The sequence below is a fragment of the Clostridium sp. DSM 17811 genome, assembly GCF_018861905.1.
Lineage (GTDB): Bacteria > Bacillota > Clostridia > Clostridiales > Clostridiaceae > Clostridium_AD > Clostridium_AD frigoriphilum.
Genome location: NZ_JAHLDU010000003.1, coordinates 65,894 through 86,361 on the forward strand (window position 1 = coordinate 65,894; position 20,468 = coordinate 86,361).

The following is a 20,468-nucleotide window of genomic DNA, read 5'->3' on the forward strand; positions in this document are numbered from 1 at the left end:
AAATTAGGAGATGTATATATGTTAGTAACAGTATTAAGTTATTTATATCCAGTCGTAGGAATAAGTTTTTTAGGTGTAGTTGGGAAATTTCTTTTAGATTTATTGCCAAAAGTAGTTTCACTAGTTGTATCAAAAACAGGAATTGCAAAATATGATCTACTTAAAAAGGATGCAATAGATATTTGGAATATTCTTGAGGAAAATCATAGGCTTAATGAACTTGCTGATTCAAAAATAGTTTTATTTTCTAATATGCTTAAAGCAAAATATCCATTAATAACGGATGAAAGAATTGAACAATTAAATAAAGCCTTAGCAGGAGAGTTTAATAAAGACAAACCAATAGCTATTCAAGAATTAAATCCAGTTGAAATAGTTCCTACAGTGGCACAAATTAAATATGTTGATGCTGAAGGAACAGAATATGTTAAAAAAGTAGTTCCAGTAACAGTAGTATAAAATTAAAGGACATTTAGGCTTAATTGCTTAGATGTCCTTTTTTTCTTTTTATAAATACATGAGAGTGAAAATAAAGAAAACTTATGACTTTTAGTGTCATATATTTTGTTATTAAAATATAAATATATTCTTACAATATATGGTAAAATATAAATAGGCTAATTAATATTATATGCATATAGTAAAGAAAGTATACCTATATTTTAATAAATATTTTTAATAAATATTGAATATTAAGGCAAAAGGTGGTAAAATATGATGATAAAGAAGTGGAAAGGAAGAATAAACTTAAATACACAGAAATCTAAACTAAAAGATAAAGGGGCGATTGATATGGTAGTTCAATTGGCAAATTATAATAGACAAGATCCAACCATTAATATATCTCTAATTGATATGATTTTTAATAAAGAAAACCGTAAAGTTATGTATGCAAAATATGATAAAAATTATCAGTCTACTAAAGAGGAAGATGACATATATAACGATATGAGAGGAAACTACAGAGAGGAAGATTAATATGGAAAAGCACGTTAATTCAGAATCATTTTCACCAAGTACTCATTCAGTAAAAGGGGCAATTCATTGGTTTTCTTTAAGCAAACCTAATGCTGATATAACATCATTAAAAGTCAGACCTTTTATTATTATAGGGAGGACAAACTATAATTCTAAAAGAGTGTTATTATCACCAGTTCAAGATTTAGCAAATTATATGGAAAATGGAAAAGTTAAATATCCTTATCATGTTCCATTATTAATGTCAAAGTATGATTTTTTAGAAAAAGATTCAGTTATATTATTAGATCAAGTATATACTATTGCTAAGGAAGAATTATTTGAAGAATGTTACATGGGAACTATATGTGATTTTAAACCTTTAGATAGTGCAATACTATACAACTTTGATTTATACGAGTCAATGATGGATGAAGTTGCAGTACTTTTATCCCAATATAAAACTATATATACAAATCAATTTTCAAGAAGTTAATAGATGCTCTTAAATATTAAGTTATTTAGGAGTTTTTATTATGCCTAAAATAAATTTTAAATAATTATTCATTGATGGAAATTTTTTTTAAGAACTGAGTGATTAAATTCTGTATATCCTTTTTTTCTTTTTTTTGTAAAGCACACAATCGAATTCATAGCTACAGATTTATCTATGTTAAATGATAGAGGTAAGATCATACAATTATATTAATTCAAATTTATAGAATGTAAAATTAACATATTAGATAATTTAAGTGTATATTTATCACTTGTAATAAATTTGAATTTCACTTATAATAGACCTATAAATACTTGGATGTTGCACCTATAAATAAAAAAAGCTTATCATTCTAAAATGATATTTTATATGTAAAAATAATTTTAAAAAACCTTGAAACCGTTGGTATCACAAGTTGAAACCATAAACAAAATATTTGGTTATACCGTTCATAATGCTAAAGGTAAACCAACTAATAGCGAATTTATAGCGATGGTTGCTGATAAGCTAAGATTACAAAATAGAGTTAGCTAAATTGATAGATTAAGAGTGTCTTTAATGGATGCTCTTTTATTTTATGTAAAAGAGAAGATTAAGAAAAATAATAGGATGTAAGCAAAAGCTTACATCCTTAATGTTAATTAGAATTATAGTTATTAAGATATTCTTCAAAAGAGTCGTAAATTAAATTATCATTAGAAATTGAATCTTCCTTAGAATTAAGTTTAGTAGTTAATTTTTTATTTGGTAGTTTTTCTATTTTTTTAGTATTGATATTGATATTGAATCACCTCTATACAAATATTGTAACACAAAATATGTAATTTGTAAAGGCACTTTCTTTTTTATAGTGAAATTTATAGAGAAGAGGTGAATTAAATAAAATTGTAATGTGGTTAGTAATGTTAAACTAAATATGCATATAAACTCCTTTGTTATCATAAATATTAATTAAGATATTGTAATTATTTATGTTCAATTTTATCTTAAATAAGGTGAAACCTAGCATGAATATAACGTGAGTGGATTTTAATAACATATTATGAGTAGCTATAAAAAATATAATGATTAACAAAGGGGGAAAAATTATGTCATCTAACGCATTAATAAGCAATGTAAATAAACATATACAAGAAAATTATTGGTTATATATTATAAGTATCTTGTGTGTATTCACAGGTATAATTTTAGGGATTTATAGTGTGAAATATATGGGTGAATTTGAACACAAGGATTTAGTGAATTATTTAATTAATTTTATTGATCCTTCAAACACAAGTGGGATTAGTTATAAATTAATATTTTTTCAATCAATAAAAAACAATTTACCAGTAATTATTTTTCTATGGTTTTTAGGGTTAACTATTGTGGGTTTACCAATTATTGTGATTATTGATTTGTTAAAAGGATTTACAGTTGGTTTCACTTTTAGTTTTATGATTAGTGGGCTAGGAAAGAGTGGTATTGGTATTGCAATACTAGGGGTATTACCTCAAAATTTAATTTATATTCCATGCATTATTTTTGCATCGGTGATATCAATGGAATTTTCTATAATGTTATTAAGAAACAAGTTCAATAAACAATGGACAAGTAGTATATCTAGTAGAATAATATATTATAGCGTAATATTTATTGTAATAATGGGTTTCTTGTTTATAGGGATAATTATAGAATCATATATTGCACCTTATTTTGTTAAAAATCTTATTAATAATTTGGGAAGTCTAAGCAAATGAAGGATAGGTATTTATTCCATTTTGTTACGTTATCAATTAAATGTTTTATTATTTTAATAGTAATGGGTATTTTTCTCCCCCAGTTTGTAGATTATTCACTTTCAAGATTAATTAATAACCCAAATAGATATATAAACAGTGTTATGGTTTACAAATTAGTTGATAATAATTATAAATTAGTTTATAATTATGTTCTTACATTTTATTTGTTTTTTAGAGTCTAATGCATGTAAAATATTAACATTCCCTATAATATAGGAGAGAAATTATGAATGATTTATTGACAATTTATATAAAAAAATTACAAAATAATAAGTTGACGAGAAATACTATTGACGCCTACACGAGAGATGTAAAACGATTCATTGAATTTACAGAGAATAAAAATGAAACCCAGGAAACGGTTGATAACATAACAATAATGGCTTATTCTGAGTATCTAAAAAAAGAAGGCAAAGCGAATAGTTCAATAGCAAGAAGTATTGTTTCTATTAGAAATTACTATAAATATCTTATTAAAAGCAATCTTGCCCAAAATGATCCAACAGCTTATTTTTCTCTCCCAAAAATCAAACGGAATATACCTCAGATTTTATCAATTGAGGAGATAGATGAATTATTAAATCAACCAGAGCAATTAACAATTAAAGGATGTAGAGATAAAGCAATGTTAGAATTAATGTATGCAACAGGCATGAAGGTCTCAGAACTTTTAAGTTTAACTGTATATGATATTAATTTAGATTCGTTATACATAACATGTAATAATGGCAGAAAAAATGAAAGAATAATTCCAATAGGTAGACATGCGATTAGCTGTATGTCAGAATATTTAAAGATTAGATATAAAATAAACTTAAATAACTTAAATTTACTTTTTTTAAATACAAAAAGTGAGAAAATGACAAGGCAAGGTTTTTGGAAAATTATTAAAGAATATGCTAAGACCACTGGTATAAAAAAGACAATAAATTCTTATACAATAAGAAATTCATTTGCTGTACACTTATTACAAAATGGTGCAGGTATAAGTGCAGTTCAGGAGCTGCTTGGACATAATAGTATGTCCACAACTCAAATTTATTCAACAGTAGTTAAGAAAAATAAAATATCAGAGATCTACAAGAACACTTTTCCTAGAGCATAGATATTGATTCAGAAAATAACTTCAATAAATTAATTAGTTTTCATATAATAAAGTGAACAGAGAAAAATAAGAATTCGTCTTTATAAACAAAGACGAATTCTTATTTTTGTTCTATGGATAAAATAAATTTTTTAATTATTATAGATAAATAGTGATAATATCAATATGTTTTGGTAAAAATAATGTTATGAATTTTAAGTAGTGCAGATGGCTTTTAAGAATTGTCATTTAGCATAAAGGATTATGAGGAGGATAAATATGAAAAGAAGATTTAGAAATGTATTATGTTTAATTTTATCATTAATTTTTACCACGCAGTTTTGTAACATGCCTGCTAAAGCAGAAAATAAAGATGACAAAGGGATTGTCGTTCAGGCAAAGTCAGCATTATTAATGGAACCAACTAGTGGTAAAATAATATATGAAAAAAATTCTCATGAAGAATTTGCTCCAGCTTCGGTAACTAAAATAATGACTATGTTACTTGCTATGGAGGCAGTAGACTCTGGTAAAATCAAATTAACCGATAAGATAACTGTAAGTGAAAACTCAAAAAAAATGGGTGGAAGTAGTATGATACTTGATACTGGTGAAGTTAGAACAGTAGAAGAAATTTTAAAAGGAATTGCTATTGCATCAGGGAATGATGCAGCAGTTGCAATGGCAGAGTACTTAGCAGGTAGTGAAGGGGCTTTTGTTAATATGATGAATGCAAAAGCTAAAAGTTTGGACATGAAAGATACTAGTTTTAAAAACTGCACTGGTTTAAGTGCAGATGGACATATTACAACGGCATATGATATTTCAATTATGTCTAGAGAATTATTAAAACATCCTAAAATATTAAAATATTCATCAACATACATGGAAACTATTTCTGAGGGGAGGAAAGCACCTATAGGTCTTGTAAACCATAATAAGCTTGTTAGATTTTTTAATGGATGTGATGGACTTAAGACTGGATTTACAAATGAAGCGAAATATTGTATATCAGCTACTGCAAAACAAAGTAATGTTAGAATGCTTGCAATAATTATGGGTGCACCAACTTTTAAGATAAGAAATAGCGATGCAAGTATGTTAATGAATTATGGTTTCTCTAAATTTGAGACTAAAAAGGTAATAGTGAAGGATCAAAATTTAGAAAAAATAATTTTAAATAAAAAGGGTGACAAGTTTCTAATCGCTAAAGCACAAGAAGATTTTCTTGTAACGCTTGAGAGAGGTAATAAGAATATAATAACTAAAAAATTTGTTCTAAAACAAGGGGTAAAAGATTATAAAAAGAATGTAGCTATTGGATCTTGTGAAATATATGTTGATAACAAACTATGTGGCAAAATTAATATCTATAGTGATAGAGATATTAAAAAATCTAGGGTATGGGATAACATTATAAATAATTTTACAGAATTATTTGATAAAGCAATTTAATTACCATATATTTTAAAGATAAGTAAAATAACTTCTGAGCAAACAAATACTTGCTTAGGGGTTATTTTTTATAAAATGTATCATTTTATATGTTTTAATATTATACTTAAATTAAACTTGATATAAAGAAATTAAAGTAAAATAAATATTTCTTTATAATTATTTGTTTATATAGGAGAGAGTGTACATGCCAGTAAGTATAAAAGTAACTAATTTTGAAGGCCCGTTTGACTTATTGTTGCATCTTATAAAGAAAAATAAGATGAATATTTATGATATTAACATTGTTGAAATTACGAATCAATATTTGGAGTATCTTAGGAGTATGAGAGAAATGGATTTAGAAATGACATCAGAATTTATTGTTATAGCTGCAACTTTAATTGAAATTAAATCAAAATATTTGTTGCCAAAAAATAAAGAAGACGTTAGTACTGAGGATGAATATGATGTGGAAAAGGAATTAATGGACAAACTGGTGGAGTATAGAAAATATAAAGTTATAGCTGAAAACTTGAAGGTTATGGAGCAAGAGACAGGTATAATGATTAGTAAAAAACCTGAAATAATTGAGGAAGATAATCAGAATGCTAAAGAAGTAGATTTTCTAAAGAATATTACAATTTTTGATTTGCATAATTTATATAATAGTCTAATGGAAAAATATAAAAATAAGATGAATACAGATATTATTGTAAATAAAGAAATATTGATAGATGAATATAAAATAGAAGATAAAATGGAGGAATTGAAACAAAAACTAAATCAGTTTGGAAAAATCCACTTTACAAACTTAATCTATGGTTATTCATCTAAAATAGAAGTTATTGTTATGTTCTTAGCATTACTTGAGTTAATTAAGATTAGGAGTGTACGAGTATTTCAAGAAAGCAATTTTAAAGCTATATATTTAGAAAGGGTAAATTAATATGAATGAATTTAGTATTAAACAATTAGCAAGTAAGAATATTTCTACTAATAACATATATTATTCTATTATTGAATCGTTGCTATTTGTTGCGGGAGAATCATTAAAACTAACAGAAATTGCAAATATTTTAGAGTGTAGTATTGAATTTACAATGAAGTTAATAAATGAATTAAAAGTAAAATATCAGCATGAGCAGAGAGGCATTAGAATTATAGAAACTAATGATGAATATCAACTTGTTACAAAACCATGTAATAGTGAATATGTCCAAAAGTTATTAAAGATAAATGTCAGGCAATCTTTATCTCAAGCTTCACTTGAAACGTTAGCCATAATTGCTTATAAGCAGCCAATGACGAGAGTGGAGGTTGAGGATATAAGAGGAGTTAAGAGTGATAGAGCAATTTACACCTTATCAGAAAAAAAATTAATTAAAGAAAGTGGACGAAAAAATGTTCCGGGAAGACCAATCATATATGTAACCACAGATGAATTTCTTAAACATTTTAATTTTCTTAACCTAAATGAAATGCCTTCTTTAGAAGAGTTTAACAAAGAAAATTTGCAACCAGATATTGATATTAATCAGGTAAAGTAAATATTTAAAATATTAATTATACATATAGTTGTAACCCCAGCCTAATAAAGTTTTTAAATTAAAAAACCTTATTAGGCTGGGGTTAATAATTTAACTTTATAAGTTGTTATAGAAATTCAATAAAAATTATTCATCGCACTTTTGTTTATTGTTGGATTCTTTATTTTCAGGTTCTGTATCATTAGCGCATTTATCTTTAAACATACCTTTAATAATATCGATAACTTGTGGTACGGTATCAACAATTTTATCATATGTATTTTGCTGATCTACAGATAATAGCCTAATTGAATCATTCTTAACAACTAAAAATGCGACTGGTTTAACAGTGACTCCAGCGCCAGAACCACCTCCGAAAGGATATTTATTAGTTGAGTCAGTAGTATTAATATTATTAAACTCACTACCTCCAGATGCAAAACCAAAACATACTCTTGATATAGGAATAATTGTAGTTCCATCTAAGGATTTTACAGGGTCGCCTACAATGGTGTTAACATCTATCATATCTTTTATACTCTCCATGGTGCTCCTCATTAAATTTTCAATTGGATGATTATCCATGTACATTTCCTCCTCTATATTTTTTAAAATTTGTTTTGTTATGTTTTATATTTATAAGGCAAGGTAATATTATAAATGCCATATAAATAATTTTTACAAAATTGATGTATATTATACTCGAAATTTCCATATTTAGATTATTTTCTTTAAATTGAGGCGTAACTTTAAGATCTATGTTTTTAACTTTAACAAAATTTATTAATATTAAATACAAAAGACTGTAGGTTGAATGAATTAAACCAAATACGATAGCTACCAAGGCAGCATCGTCGAATCCATATTCTAGTTTAGTATTTAAAACTAATGTTGGCTTAAATTTTAAATTCTTAAATTTATGACTAATTAAATTTATATCGCTTAAATTTATATCTCTCAAATTTAATGATTTAAAAAACATTTTTGTAGGTTTAGACTTTAATTGATCTTTTGAATTGTTTTTTAAAGGCTTATTTACCTCTAGTTTCTTTTTATATATATAAATTTCCAAGACTTTGTTTGTGTATTTAAGAGTTATTTTTAAATGGATTGGAAATAATATAATTGTTAACACAAAAAGAAACACTAATATAAATTTAAACATCACAACCTCCAATATATCTAATAATTGGTATTATGCTCAGAAATCAATAAAAAAATCAATAAAGGACATAATATTTTTTAAGAGAAAGAGATACTTTAAAAGTTATGAAAATTAAAAGAGGTGAAATCATGACAAAAAAATCTAAAATGTATTTATCATTATCTTTAAGCTTAGTTTTATTATTTTCTACATTAGTTCAAACAGTCCATGCTGAGGATTTATATGTTAATGCAATTAGTGCTATAGCGTTAGATTGCGATTCAAAAGTTGTTTTATATGAAAAAAATGCATATACTCCAATTGAAATTGCAAGCACTACAAAGATAATAACTGCACTTGTTGCAATTAAATGTGGAGATTTAAACAAGAAAATAATTATATCAAAAAAGGCAGCAACTATACGCGGTTCCGAAATAGGGTTAAAAGAAGGAGAGGAGATAACTTTAAAAGAATTATTATATGGTCTTTTAATGAGATCTGGAAATGATGCAGCAATTGCAATTGCTGAAGGGGTAAGTGGGAGCGTTGATGAGTTTTTAAAACTTATGAATGAGTATGCCTTAGAAATTGGATTATTAAATAGTAATTTTGAATCTCCTCATGGGTTAGATAGTAGTAATCATTATTCAACTGCATATGATTTAGCTTTAATAACTGCCAAGGCAAAAGAGGTTAAAACTTTTAATGATATAGTAGGCTCAAAAGATATTATTGCAAAGGACTATAATTTTACTAGAAGTTATCATAATATCAATAAAATTTTGTCTATTTTACCAAATTCAACAGGTGTAAAAACAGGATTCACAGGTAAAGCAGGTAAATGTCTAGTGACTTCTGTCAAAATTGAAAATAGAGATATTATTATAATCACATTGAATTGTACCCCGAGGTGGAAAGAAACTGAAAAAATAAATAACTATATTGAAAAAAATTATAAATATAAAAAGGTTGTAAGCAAGGGTGATATTCTAGGAAAAATTATTTTGAAGAATGGAAAAAATAATGTAGAAATAGTAAGTAAAAGAGATATTGTAATTCCAGTTAAAAATGATCAAAAGATTGAAATTAAAGTCAAAAAACCATTATATGAGATTTACGCACCTATACATCAAGGTGAAAAAATTGGAAGGGTAGATGTATATGCAAACAATAAACTTCTATTAACGGAAAGTTTAGTGTCTAAGAGCAATGCTTACAATAAAACTAGTTTTAGATTTAGATTCAATAAAATTAAAAATTTTATTTTACAATAAAAAAGAGCCACAATCGACTCTTTTTTTTGTTTTGTTTTTTAAATACGCATGTATATGTATTTAACATAGATTATCTACAACTCTTAGAGCCAGTATAAGAGAGAATAAACCTCGATAAGTATATCTTGTAGAACAAATAATTGCACCTTCTTAAAGGGCTTATATGCCTTTTTAGTGACATTTACAAATTACACTTTTTAACTAAAAGTTGCAACAAATTTGAAGTTGGTTAGTTTTTATAGTGATTACATAATGTTTATAATTTTATTTCAAAAAAATCATTGAAAGAATTGTAATTTTCCGTTAAAATAGTCTTTGAAGAAAGGACTGATTGTTTGAAAAATCTTTTAAAAAAATTATTACCATTAGTGCTTATAGGTTCTGTTCCTTTTTCTAATTTGTTTTATTGGACATTAAATAGTACTCATAGAGGCGTTTATGATCTTACTACAGATTTGGATAGATCTCTGCCACTTATAAAAATTTTTATAATACCTTACATGACTTTATGGTTTTTTTTAGCCTTTTGTTTTGTTTATTTGTGTTTTAAAAACAGAAAGGTTTATTATAAAATTATGATTACTTTATTTTTATGTTATGTTGTTGCATTTATTACATACTACTTTTTTCAAACTACGGTTATAAGGCCTATAGTTACCGGTAATGATATATTGTCAAAGATGATTTTATTTACCTATAATTCGGATGAGCCATATAATTGTTTCCCAAGCATTCATGTCATTACAGCATATCTAGCTGTTAAAGGGATTAATGCTACTAATGCTAGAAAGTCAATTAAAATACCAGTTAACATAATTGGATTTCTTATTATTATATCTACTGAATTCGTAAAACAACACGTGATAATGGATATATTTTTCGCAATGTTCTTATGCAGTGGAATTTATAAATTGGTTATTTATCTAGAACAACAGTATAAGCTTTATAATCTGTCAAAAATATATGATTTGGATAAACAAGAGATAGAACAATAATAAAGTTAAAAGCTACTGAAAATTATTCAGTAGCTTTTGACTTTTATACTATAACTATTTTATCATCTTGTAATTCTACAGATATATTTGATCCTTCACTAAATTCATTTTGGAGATAATGCTCTGCAATCTCATCTTCAATATATTTTTGAATAGTTCGTCTTAGTGGTCTTGCTCCATATTTATCATCGTACCCTTTTTCTAATATAAAGTCAGCTACTGATTTTGAAACATTCATTGTAATATTCTTTTCGCCTACCTCTTCAATTACCTCCGTAATCATTAAATCTACTATTTCTCTAAGCTCTTTCTTTTCAAGAGGTGTAAATACAATGATTTCATCTACTCTATTTAAAAATTCAGGTTTAAATGTTTGTTTTAATGCATCCTTTACACGTGCCTCTAATATACCGTAATCACCGTTAACAAAGCCAATGTTGCTTGATTTAAACTCAGTTCCTGCGTTTGATGTCATTATTATTACGGTGTTTTCAAAGAAAACAGTTCTGCCTTGACTATCTGTTAGTATTCCATCATCAAGAATTTGAAGTAACATATTAAATACATCTGGATGAGCTTTCTCTATTTCATCTAGTAGAATTACTGAATATGGTTTTCTTCTTACTTTTTCAGTTAATTGTCCACCTTGATCATATCCTACATAACCTGGTGGGGCACCAATTAGTTTTGACACTGTATGTTTTTCCATATATTCAGACATATCAATTCTTATTAGTGCGTCCTCACTTCCAAAAAGCTCACAGGAAAGTGTTTTAACAAGCTCTGTTTTTCCAACACCAGTTGGTCCAACGAAAATAAAAGAGGATGGCTTTTTCTTTTTTCTAAATCCTGAACGATTTCGTCTTATTGCTCTAGACAAACTCTTAATAGCTTCATTTTGACCTATAACCCTTTTGTGAAGTCTGCTTTCTAGATTTAATAGTTTTTTCGCTTCTTTTTCTGTAATTTTTTGAATCGGAATTTTAGTCCATGATTCAATAACGAAAGCAATATCCTCTATAGTAATTTGAACCTCACCACATGTTTTTTGAGTTTCACTAATATCTTCTTTTACTTTGCATAACTTTGTCCTATATTCAGCAGCTTTTTCAAAATTTCCATTAGCCTCTGCTTCATCTTTCTCTGTTTGAATCCTGATTGACTCCTCTTTAAGTCCTAAGAGCTCAATGAGTCCTTTGTTTTTTAGATTTGCTCTAGAACCAGCCTCATCAATTACATCAATTGCTTTGTCTGGCAAAAATCTATCTGTTATATATCTCTCAGATAAAGTTACAACTTCTTCAATTACTTCATCTGATATTTTGACTTTATGATAATCTTCATAGTAGCCTCGTATGCCTTTTAAAATCTCTATTGTTTCAGTCACACTAGGTTCTTCAACTAGAACTGGCTGAAATCTACGCTCTAGTGCTGCATCTTTTTCTATATACTTTCTATATTCTTCAAGAGTTGTTACACCAATAACTTGTATTTCACCTTTTGCTAAAGCAGGTTTTAAAATATTAGCTGCATTCATTGCTCCACCCTGAACTTCACCTGCACCCATAATATTGTGTACTTCGTCAATAACTAATATTATATTTCCATTTTCCTTAGCCTCTTCAATAATTGATTTCATACGACTTTCAAATTGTCCTCTAAATTGTGTTCCTGCAACTACAGCTGTTAGGTCAAGTAAATAAACTTCAGCATTAAATAATTTTTCTGGAACTTGTTTTTCTATGATTCTTACGGCAAGACCCTCAGCAATTGCTGTTTTACCTACACCGGCTTCGCCGATTAAGATAGGATTATTTTTACCTCGTCTATTTAATATTTGAACTACACGATCAATTTCTTTATATCTTCCAATTACTTTGTCTACACCATTTTGTTTTGCTTTGTCTGTTAAGTTTATCCCATATGTATCTAAATGTTTTCGTTTCTTCTTAAACCAGTTCTTTTTTGATTTATCATCTGATGCACTTTTGATTTTTGGAGAAGGTTCAACATCACCGTCTATAAAATCATTACCTTTATCTACAGATGAGAATAATCCATTGAAAATGTTGCTAATAATATTTTTTTCTTCGCCATTTTTAATATTCTTATCTGATGTATTTAAATCATCACTATTTACATCTTCTAAATTCATATCGTTAAACATGGTACCCATTTGTTCATTTAAGCTTTCAATATCCTCTGAGGATAATCCAGCTTGCTCCATTAATTGATCCATTACCGGAATGCCCTTCTTTTTAGCACATTCTATACATAATCCTATAGTTTCAGTTTTGCCGTTTTCAATTTTTGAGGTTAATATCATTGCTATATTTTTTTTGCATATTTCACATAACTTCATTTAAATCATCTCCATATTTTATGATGTATTGAATATTATTATTATAGTATATCATTTATTAACAGAATTTGTTCAATATATTCGGATTGTTTACTTTTCATTATCAAATATTATTCTTTATTACCTTAAAATAGCACTCCATACTTTATTCTATTCTCATATATATATTCCTCTTTAAAAATAGTAAATTATTAGCTTTTTTGATCTTAATATATTATAGTATGTATTTTTAAGATCAGTGTTACAAAAATGTAAATAGTTAGATATATTTAATATGCACATTTATTCACAATTTTACATAGTTTAATATAATAGTGCTTAAGGAGGTAATATTATGAGTTATGAGCCCTACGACTGTATTGATGTAGGAAGTGAATTTTGTCCGTGTCATCTTGCTGAAACAGGAGATTGTATATTATGTTCACAGCTAGCAGGGAAGGATTTTTGTGACTGCTGCAACTTTAATGGGGTATGTATTTATCAAGAGTATGCAACGAATGGTTATAAAGCCAAAGAAAGCAGAAAAAATTATAATTGCAAAATATTAGAGAAAAATATATTTGAAGACAATGTTATTGTACTTACTGTTTGTGCAAGTGATAAATTGGTAAGTGAATTGGTACGTGTTGGAAGTTATATTTTCGCTCGAAGACCAAGTGCAGAGGCTAGATTTGATACACCAATATCGATAATGGATACTGACACGACAAATAATACAATCAGTATTGCGATAGAATTAAAGGGAGCTAAAACTAAAGCATTAGACACGTTAAAGGTAGGAGATGAACTACTCATAAAAGGACCGTTTTGGAATGGTACTTTAGGATTAAAAAACATAAATGAAATTAAAAACAGTAAGTGCTTAATTGTAGCAAGAGGTATAGGTCAGGCACCTATGATACCGGTACTTAAACATTTATATGCAAATAACAATGAAATTATAGTTGTGATTGATAATTCGCCATATAAGAATAGTTTTGCATGTGAGTATATAAAGAAATATGCATCAAAGGTTATAGAATGTAATACAATAGCCGCAAATGGCCTTATGACAGAGAAATTTAATGATTTATTAAAAGAACTAACTATTAATAATGATATTAGCTTAGTTCATTGTGACGCCGTAGATATCCTAAATTATGAACTGATGAAGAGTATTGAATATATAGATAAAAACATTAAATATTCTTGCTGTAATAATGCAAAGATGTGTTGTGGAGAAGGAGTGTGCGGTTGTTGTACAAGAACTAATAACGATCTTAAATTAAGAAGACTCTGCAAAATGCAGACAGAACCTAAATATGTATTGGAAGGGAGGAGAACATTTTGAAGGTTATCGTAATTGGCGGTGGATGGTCTGGTTGCATGGCAGCAATCACGGCAAAAAGAGCAGGAGCTGATGTCACATTATATGAGAAAACTGATATGCTTTTAGGACTTGGAAATGCAGGTGGTATAATGAGGAATAATGGGAGATATACTGCGGCGGAAGAATTAATAGCGCTTGGGGCAGGTGATTTGATACATGTAACTGATGAGAATAGTAGACATAAAAATGTTGAATTTCCTGCACATAAAAATGCTTGGTTTTATGATGTAAATAAAATTGAACCAGCCGTGGTTAAGTGTTTAAAAGATATGGATATAGAATTAAACATGATAACAAGGGTAGTAGATGTTGAAAAAGAAGAAAATAAAATAAAAGGAATATATTTATCAAACGGCAATTATGTAGTGGCAGATGTATTTATAGAAACTACAGGTTCAACAGGCCCAATGGGGAACTGCTTAAAGTATGGAAATGGATGTTCGATGTGTGTGTTAAGGTGTCCAGCATTTGGACCTAGAGTAAGCATAAGTTATAGAGCAGGCATTGAAGATTTAAAAGGGGAAAGGGAAGAGGATGTATATGGAGCATTCAGTGGTTCATGTAAACTAGCTAAGTCTTCTTTAGGTGATGAGGTTATGAAGGAGCTTAATGAGAGAGGAGTAGTTGTTTTAAAAGTACCAGAGGAAGATGTGAATTTAGATAAACTTAAAGTGAAAGTATGTCAGCAATATGCACTTAAAGAGTTTGCAGAAAATATGATTCTCTTAGATACAGGTGATGCAAAGCTTATGACGTCATATTACCCACTGGATAAGCTTAGAAAAATCAAAGGTCTTGAAAAAGCAAAATATATAGATCCAATTGCAGGTGGGAAGGGGAACTCCATAAGATATCTGTCTGTAGCTCCAAGAACTAATAACATGAGGGTTGTAGGTCTCGATAATTTGTTTTGCGCAGGAGAAAAGGCAGGTCTATTTGTAGGTCACACAGAAGCCATGTGTACAGGTGCTTTGGCAGGACATAATGCCGTTCGAAATTATCTAGGAATGCCACTTTTAATATTACCAAATGCTCTTGCTATTGGTGACTTAATATCATATGCAAATGAAAAAATGAAATCCAAAGAAGGAAGAAGAAACAGATATACATTTGCGGGAGCTGAGTATTTTAATAGAATGCAGGAACGAGGACTTTATATTTTAGACATTGATGAGATTAAGAAGAAAGTTGCGAAATTAAATTTGACTAATATATTTAAAGAAAAACTTATATAGAATTATTAGTATATTTTACAATGGAACACACACAATATCATTATGTGGAAGAAATTTATTATATATGGATTTTTAGGTCTTTTAGGAGAGGTTTTTTGGAATGCTTTTGGCGCAATGCTTAATGGAGATATATTACTTAGGGGCACAACTTGCATTTGGATGTTTCCTATATATGGTCTTGCTGTGTTTCTTGAACCAGTCCATAATAGGATCAGGCATCTTCCGCTTATAGTTAGGGGAGGCATATATATGGTCCTTATATTTGCAATAGAATTAGTTAGCGGACTATTGCTTAGGTTAGTTTTAGGGGAGTGCCCATGGAAATATGTAAATAAAACATTATCAATATGCGGAATAATCACATTAGATTATGCACCGGTATGGATCATTTATGGAATTGTGTTCGAAAAAATACATGATGCTATAACATGTATTGAGAAAAGAATTAATCGTAATGATAATTAGGGCTATATTAGATATTGATAATTACAAAAAAATAATGTAGTAAGTTTAATTTTAAAAACACATTAAACTTACTACATTAAATTTTACATTTATTTATTGTTAGAGGTTAAATTTGATAATAATGAATTAACATTTTCTTTAAGAGTAATTGCACCCTCAAGTGAAAGGCCTGTAGAGCAAAAGATTTCTTTTGGTATACCAATAGCCATTTTTTTTAATTCATCACCAGCGGGAGTCAAGGTAATATATACATTTCGCTCATCTATAGTATCTCTAGTTCTTTTTACTAAGTTCATACACTCTAATTTTTTAAATAGAGGTGTTAAAGTGCCAGAGTCAAGATGCAGTTTTATTCCAATTTCTTTTACGGTTATATTATCTTTTTCCCATAATACTAGTAGAGCAATATATTGGGTGTAGGTTATACCTAATTTATCCAATTCTGGCTTGTAAAGTTTTGTTATTTCACGGGAACAAGCATATAGAGCAAAACATAATTGATTATCTAATTTAAGGGATTCATCTGTCACTCATAATCATTCCTTTTCATTTAAAGTAAATTTTGAATTTGATTTTATTCAATCACATAAAATTAAATTGAATAAAATCTATCAACAACTTAAACATATCATTTTAGTTATACAATGTCAAGTATTAGTTTTAGTTGGTTATGCACTTAATTTTTAATTAGAGGGTTTTGAAACATTAATTTTATTTACCATGAAGCCTGATACATAATCAAATTGATGCCATTTTTCAATTTGAACTTTATCACCTAAGTAAGTTGATTCAACTGGTGAACTACCATTAAGATAAAGGTTAGAGGTGGAGTTGAATAAGAATACTCCATCAGCACCAGCTTCATATACATCATAGGCCCGTAATAAATATTGCTCAATATCTAAATACTCCTTGTTGTTTATATATAATCCTTGCTTTACTAATTGTTCTTCTTCTTTTGTTATATCATGTCCACTAACATCTGCTGAAATACCTATGTATAATTTTACATTTGTATTTTTAACAATGTTTACATAAGATGAAATTTCAAATGATTTATCTTCATTACCAATGCTTGAAGGTATTAACGTATCAAGTAAACCTTCCTTAACCCAAGTATTAACATCAAAGCCATACTGAATGGGATCTTTCCAGGGAACTCTTATAGTAATTGTTTTATTTTTTGGCAGTTCTTTTCGCAAGGTTCGTAAAAATTCATTCATAATTAGTACTTTTTGATCATTTGGAGTTTCACTTCCAAAAACTGTTGGATACCTACAAAAATCTAGTGTCACACCATTTACATTATTAAAAGAACCTGCTTCTATGAGTATGTTTTTTATATAATTTCTAACTTCTGGGTAGTAATAACTTAGAGGGAAATTCCCAGGTTGAGCGAATTTTTTGTATTCATTATACATATTTCCATTTAAAAAACCATAAATAGTTGGATTATAGAATACATCCATTCTAAGGGAAGCATTAACTTTTATTTTCTTATCAGCGCCTCTATCAGCTACAATTTCGAGTGGTGACTTTCCGGAGGCTAATATATTTAATATTTGAGATTTTGCTAAACGGTCTCCATCTCTAAGCTCAGAATCGAATTCTTCAGTTCCCTCAAACGCATTTCCGGCATATTTACTATTATAACTTAAAGCACCTGTAGTTCCTAAACACCAATTTACTATCCCGACATTTTTTTCATTAAGTCTATCTATGGTTTTATTCTTAAGTGTTTCAACAGTGGGGTATTTTCCTGAAAAGAAATCAGAATATCCATCAAAATCATACATAACTGTTTGCTTATTCATATTTTCCTTTTGATATAAAGTAACTTGATCAGCGGTTAATCCTATTAGTTTAACATATGCAATCCTTGCGTTTTTATAAGGAACTGCATTGATTTCAATTGAGTTATTATTAAAATTTGATATTATTGTAGATTTTCCATTAATCCATTGATCTCCATATAAATTGTCAGATTTAAGAGAAACCTCACCATTTACCTGAGTCATTGATGTACTTCCAGTTGATCCTATCCTAAAACTATCTGTACCAGTAACATAACCTACATAAACTCTAAACCAACCATTTAGTGTTACTGGCATTTTTAATGTTAAGGCATTATTCCCATTTTCAATTATTGAACCACTCTTAGTGGTTTCAGAATCCACGTAGGATCCTAATTTCCAACCGGAACTCACTGCATCACTTTTGCCTGCTGCTGCCATCTTATCCATTTGAGTATATAAATATATGCTCCCGGGGGTGGAAGTTATAGTTTGACCCGGAACTAAATTAACTGTTGAAATATTCATACTGATAGTCCTTGTTGTTTCATCAATTACCTGACTACCTGTAACAAGTTGCTGTACAAGCTTCATTTCTCCCGATTGGGTTATGTTATTAAGAGTCGACAAAATTGTTTTCTTATCCAGCACAGTTGTAGATTCTGCTATTATCTTATCGTCTTTGTATAAGTAAGATTTAATATTATATTGCTTAATGCTTATAAGATTTTCATCTGCAATAGTCATAGCTGTTGAAATATTTATAGTTTGATTCTTTTCATCAGGTATTACAGTAGAATTTCTTAGTGCTAACGATTTTACTATTGCAAAATTATCAATATATACTTTATTGGTGCCAGTAAGTACATCAGTCATATCACTATAGAGGATAACCTTATCAGCAAGCCCAGCAGCATCTAGTTCGGGATTAGAGAAGGTACCAATAGTTTTTCCATCTATTAATACTGATATAGTTTTATTTCCATCATTTTTGATTGACCATCTATGAATATCATCATCTTTAGGTAAATATGTAGTAAATGTTTGAAAAAGATTTGTTCCTGAATTTTTATTTAATAAGTTTACATTTACTTTGTTGTCGGAGTCTTTGTTATTAATACTAAGACGGTATCTTTTATTGTTAGCAATTATATCTAGCGCAAAACCTCTCCAACCTCCATTTGTAGCTGGAGTTTGTAAATCTGTTATTTTAGCATCAAATTCTACATTGAAAGGACCAGCGCCTATTTTTACATCTTTACTTATTTTGGATATTGAATTTTGAGTGGTATTATAAAACAAATATTGGCCATATGGAATATGTGTTTTATACTTTTCACTTGAACTAGTATCTGCAATAAATGAGTCGTTAGTTTCGTCACTTTTGCTCCAACCACTAGTATTAAGATTATTGCAGTTATCATTAAAGATTGACTTAATATTTTCATTATTTTCTACAAGTATATTATTATTGATTTTAAAAGTCATCTGTAAAATATTTTGCAATTGTGTATTGTCTGTTGAATAAATCTCCTTATCCATTTTCAAAGTATACGATTCACCAAGAGTATATCCTTTTACTGGTGGATTAATTAAAATGGATTTCTTATCTAGTCCAAGCTGCGTTGATATATCCGATGATTTCCCTGTACTATCTACTATAGTTATAGATTTTTTTAAGGTATCATCAAATTTAAGCTCTTTATTAAACTGGATATTCCAGACTTTATTTGCGCTAACTACTTGATTATTAGTTGGTTCAAACGCATATGAATTATGAGTAGATATTAATAAAAAACAAAACAATAGAATAAAGGTAGTTGTTAATAGTTTTTTCATTTCTTGTAATCCCCCTGTTTAAACTTTCTTTTATATTCTTTTGTATTTTAACACAATTTGCCTTATTATATAACAAGATTGGAAAATATTAAAATATAAATTACTCACTTATATATATTTTATCTAAAAGTAATTTAATATACTTTATATTTAAAAGTTGATAATTAATGAACTGAAATAAACAATTTAGTAAAATGTTTTCATGTAGATATATAAAAATAAATTTTAGCTAAGATTACTACGTATAATATATAAATCTAGAGAGAAAATAATAAAGTAAAAAAAATTAAATTTAAATCTAAGGTATATATCTGTGGATGTAAAAGGAGAGTGATTTAATGGTTAACGAAGGTGAGCATTTTATAAATGAAGGTTATAAAATAATGAAATTTGAGAGAGATATTGATAAAATTACTGGGCAAGAAATAGGTACAATTGAGGTAAAGGCATTGGATGGTCATAGGCAGTATATAACATTTGATGATAATGGTGCGGATGAAATAGAGAAAAGTTTATTCGAATATCTAAAAAACAAATAGAATCATGAAAATAAGGCATGCTCATAATTTGTATGCCTTATTTTCATTTATTGTCATTTATGAAATTTTATAAATAAAAGATGTAATTTTTGCAGGTATATTGTAGAATAGAATTTGTTTCTTAAAATTAAAACATAAATTATCGAAAGTAAATTTATGTTTGAGTTTCCAT

At 28.1% G+C, this 20,468-nt stretch carries 19 protein-coding genes and 1 pseudogene; 15 read left to right on the forward strand and 5 right to left on the reverse strand.

What is annotated here, in order from left to right:
* Positions 1 to 18 precede the first annotated feature (18 nt).
* From KPL44_RS05670 to scpB, 9 genes and pseudogenes are all read left to right on the forward strand, one after another.
* Complete coding sequence (locus tag KPL44_RS05670; RefSeq protein WP_216247940.1) at positions 19 to 459, forward strand: hypothetical protein; 441 nt, start codon at positions 19 to 21, stop codon at positions 457 to 459.
* A gap of 255 nt (positions 460 to 714) precedes the next feature.
* Positions 715 to 978, forward strand: a complete 264-nt coding sequence (locus KPL44_RS05675) for a hypothetical protein (RefSeq protein ID WP_216247941.1) — start codon at positions 715 to 717, stop codon at positions 976 to 978.
* A gap of 1 nt (position 979) precedes the next feature.
* The gene (locus KPL44_RS05680) at positions 980 to 1,453 is read left to right on the forward strand and encodes a type II toxin-antitoxin system PemK/MazF family toxin (protein ID WP_216247942.1); all 474 of its coding nucleotides are present in this window, start codon (positions 980 to 982) and stop codon (positions 1,451 to 1,453) included.
* A 411-nt stretch (positions 1,454 to 1,864) separates the two neighbouring features.
* Positions 1,865 to 1,987, forward strand: a pseudogene (locus tag KPL44_RS05685) (sporulation initiation factor Spo0A C-terminal domain-containing protein); the annotation flags it as partial.
* A gap of 554 nt (positions 1,988 to 2,541) precedes the next feature.
* Positions 2,542 to 3,192, forward strand: a complete 651-nt coding sequence (spoIIM, locus tag KPL44_RS05690) for a stage II sporulation protein M (RefSeq protein WP_216170586.1) — start codon at positions 2,542 to 2,544, stop codon at positions 3,190 to 3,192.
* 268 nt (positions 3,193 to 3,460) lie between these two features.
* Positions 3,461 to 4,339, forward strand: coding sequence for a tyrosine recombinase (locus tag KPL44_RS05695; protein WP_216247943.1), 879 nt, complete (start codon positions 3,461 to 3,463; stop codon positions 4,337 to 4,339).
* A gap of 327 nt (positions 4,340 to 4,666) precedes the next feature.
* A complete protein-coding gene (locus KPL44_RS05700; RefSeq protein WP_253201646.1) occupies positions 4,667 to 5,773 on the forward strand; it encodes a D-alanyl-D-alanine carboxypeptidase family protein in 1,107 nt (368 codons plus the stop codon).
* A gap of 187 nt (positions 5,774 to 5,960) precedes the next feature.
* Positions 5,961 to 6,701 (forward strand): segregation/condensation protein A, encoded by a 741-nt coding sequence (locus KPL44_RS05705; RefSeq protein WP_216247945.1) that lies wholly within the window; start codon positions 5,961 to 5,963, stop codon positions 6,699 to 6,701.
* A gap of 1 nt (position 6,702) precedes the next feature.
* Entirely contained in the window at positions 6,703 to 7,302 is a 600-nt protein-coding gene (scpB, locus tag KPL44_RS05710; RefSeq protein ID WP_216247946.1) for an SMC-Scp complex subunit ScpB, read from the forward strand.
* A 126-nt stretch (positions 7,303 to 7,428) separates the two neighbouring features.
* On the opposite strand, the gene ytfJ is transcribed toward scpB, so the two are convergent.
* On the reverse strand, positions 7,429 to 7,866 hold the full coding sequence (gene ytfJ / locus KPL44_RS05715; protein WP_216247947.1) for a GerW family sporulation protein: 438 nt from the start codon (positions 7,864 to 7,866) through the stop codon (positions 7,429 to 7,431).
* The gene (locus tag KPL44_RS05720) at positions 7,859 to 8,446 is read right to left on the reverse strand and encodes a DUF2953 domain-containing protein (protein WP_216247948.1); all 588 of its coding nucleotides are present in this window, start codon (positions 8,444 to 8,446) and stop codon (positions 7,859 to 7,861) included. The genes ytfJ and KPL44_RS05720 overlap by 8 nt, the downstream gene beginning before the upstream one ends.
* A 104-nt stretch (positions 8,447 to 8,550) precedes the next feature.
* Between KPL44_RS05720 and KPL44_RS05725 the strand changes: the two genes are divergently transcribed.
* Complete coding sequence (locus tag KPL44_RS05725) at positions 8,551 to 9,699, forward strand: D-alanyl-D-alanine carboxypeptidase family protein (protein WP_253201641.1); 1,149 nt, start codon at positions 8,551 to 8,553, stop codon at positions 9,697 to 9,699.
* A 335-nt stretch (positions 9,700 to 10,034) separates the two neighbouring features.
* Positions 10,035 to 10,694 (forward strand): phosphatase PAP2 family protein, encoded by a 660-nt coding sequence (locus KPL44_RS05730; protein WP_216247949.1) that lies wholly within the window; start codon positions 10,035 to 10,037, stop codon positions 10,692 to 10,694.
* Between the two features lie 43 nt (positions 10,695 to 10,737).
* Here the strand turns inward: KPL44_RS05730 and KPL44_RS05735 are convergent, their stop codons facing one another.
* Positions 10,738 to 13,056, reverse strand: coding sequence for an ATP-dependent Clp protease ATP-binding subunit (locus KPL44_RS05735; protein WP_216247950.1), 2,319 nt, complete (start codon positions 13,054 to 13,056; stop codon positions 10,738 to 10,740).
* 334 nt (positions 13,057 to 13,390) lie between these two features.
* Between KPL44_RS05735 and KPL44_RS05740 the strand changes: the two genes are divergently transcribed.
* Genes KPL44_RS05740 through KPL44_RS05750 form a run of 3 tightly spaced genes read left to right on the forward strand, consistent with a single transcriptional unit; the run spans position 13,391 to position 16,125 of the window.
* A complete protein-coding gene (locus KPL44_RS05740; protein WP_216247951.1) occupies positions 13,391 to 14,386 on the forward strand; it encodes a sulfide/dihydroorotate dehydrogenase-like FAD/NAD-binding protein in 996 nt (331 codons plus the stop codon).
* Complete coding sequence (locus KPL44_RS05745) at positions 14,383 to 15,660, forward strand: FAD-dependent oxidoreductase (protein ID WP_216247952.1); 1,278 nt, start codon at positions 14,383 to 14,385, stop codon at positions 15,658 to 15,660. The genes KPL44_RS05740 and KPL44_RS05745 overlap by 4 nt, the downstream gene beginning before the upstream one ends.
* Before the next feature lie 42 nt (positions 15,661 to 15,702).
* Positions 15,703 to 16,125 (forward strand): putative ABC transporter permease, encoded by a 423-nt coding sequence (locus KPL44_RS05750; RefSeq protein ID WP_216247953.1) that lies wholly within the window; start codon positions 15,703 to 15,705, stop codon positions 16,123 to 16,125.
* Between the two features lie 89 nt (positions 16,126 to 16,214).
* On the opposite strand, the gene KPL44_RS05755 is transcribed toward KPL44_RS05750, so the two are convergent.
* Together KPL44_RS05755 and KPL44_RS05760 are read right to left on the reverse strand one after the other, a co-directional pair.
* Entirely contained in the window at positions 16,215 to 16,655 is a 441-nt protein-coding gene (locus KPL44_RS05755; protein ID WP_216247954.1) for a MarR family winged helix-turn-helix transcriptional regulator, read from the reverse strand.
* 153 nt (positions 16,656 to 16,808) lie between these two features.
* Positions 16,809 to 19,757, reverse strand: coding sequence for a hypothetical protein (locus KPL44_RS05760; protein ID WP_216247955.1), 2,949 nt, complete (start codon positions 19,755 to 19,757; stop codon positions 16,809 to 16,811).
* Positions 19,758 to 20,095: 338 nt separating this feature from the next.
* Between KPL44_RS05760 and KPL44_RS05765 the strand changes: the two genes are divergently transcribed.
* Complete coding sequence (locus KPL44_RS05765; protein ID WP_216247956.1) at positions 20,096 to 20,296, forward strand: hypothetical protein; 201 nt, start codon at positions 20,096 to 20,098, stop codon at positions 20,294 to 20,296.
* The last annotated feature ends 172 nt before the right edge of the window (positions 20,297 to 20,468 follow it).

Bases quoted from the DNA above. Each gene is read 5' to 3' on its own strand.
- KPL44_RS05705 (WP_216247945.1), top strand. From the start codon at position 5,961: ATGCCAGTAAGTATAAAAGTAACTAATTTTGAAGGCCCGTTTGACTTA.
- spoIIM (WP_216170586.1), top strand. From the start codon at position 2,542: ATGTCATCTAACGCATTAATAAGCAATGTAAATAAACATATACAAGAA.
- KPL44_RS05740 (WP_216247951.1), top strand. From the start codon at position 13,391: ATGAGTTATGAGCCCTACGACTGTATTGATGTAGGAAGTGAATTTTGT.
- KPL44_RS05725 (WP_253201641.1), top strand. From the start codon at position 8,551: ATGAAAATTAAAAGAGGTGAAATCATGACAAAAAAATCTAAAATGTAT.
- KPL44_RS05695 (WP_216247943.1), top strand. From the start codon at position 3,461: ATGAATGATTTATTGACAATTTATATAAAAAAATTACAAAATAATAAG.
- scpB (WP_216247946.1), top strand. From the start codon at position 6,703: ATGAATGAATTTAGTATTAAACAATTAGCAAGTAAGAATATTTCTACT.
- KPL44_RS05670 (WP_216247940.1), top strand. From the start codon at position 19: ATGTTAGTAACAGTATTAAGTTATTTATATCCAGTCGTAGGAATAAGT.
- ytfJ (WP_216247947.1), bottom strand. From the start codon at position 7,866: ATGGATAATCATCCAATTGAAAATTTAATGAGGAGCACCATGGAGAGT.
- KPL44_RS05765 (WP_216247956.1), top strand. From the start codon at position 20,096: ATGGTTAACGAAGGTGAGCATTTTATAAATGAAGGTTATAAAATAATG.
- KPL44_RS05680 (WP_216247942.1), top strand. From the start codon at position 980: ATGGAAAAGCACGTTAATTCAGAATCATTTTCACCAAGTACTCATTCA.
- KPL44_RS05700 (WP_253201646.1), top strand. From the start codon at position 4,667: ATGCCTGCTAAAGCAGAAAATAAAGATGACAAAGGGATTGTCGTTCAG.
- KPL44_RS05675 (WP_216247941.1), top strand. From the start codon at position 715: ATGATGATAAAGAAGTGGAAAGGAAGAATAAACTTAAATACACAGAAA.
- KPL44_RS05720 (WP_216247948.1), bottom strand. From the start codon at position 8,446: ATGTTTAAATTTATATTAGTGTTTCTTTTTGTGTTAACAATTATATTA.
- KPL44_RS05735 (WP_216247950.1), bottom strand. From the start codon at position 13,056: ATGAAGTTATGTGAAATATGCAAAAAAAATATAGCAATGATATTAACC.
- KPL44_RS05750 (WP_216247953.1), top strand. From the start codon at position 15,703: ATGTGGAAGAAATTTATTATATATGGATTTTTAGGTCTTTTAGGAGAG.
- KPL44_RS05760 (WP_216247955.1), bottom strand. From the start codon at position 19,757: ATGAAAAAACTATTAACAACTACCTTTATTCTATTGTTTTGTTTTTTA.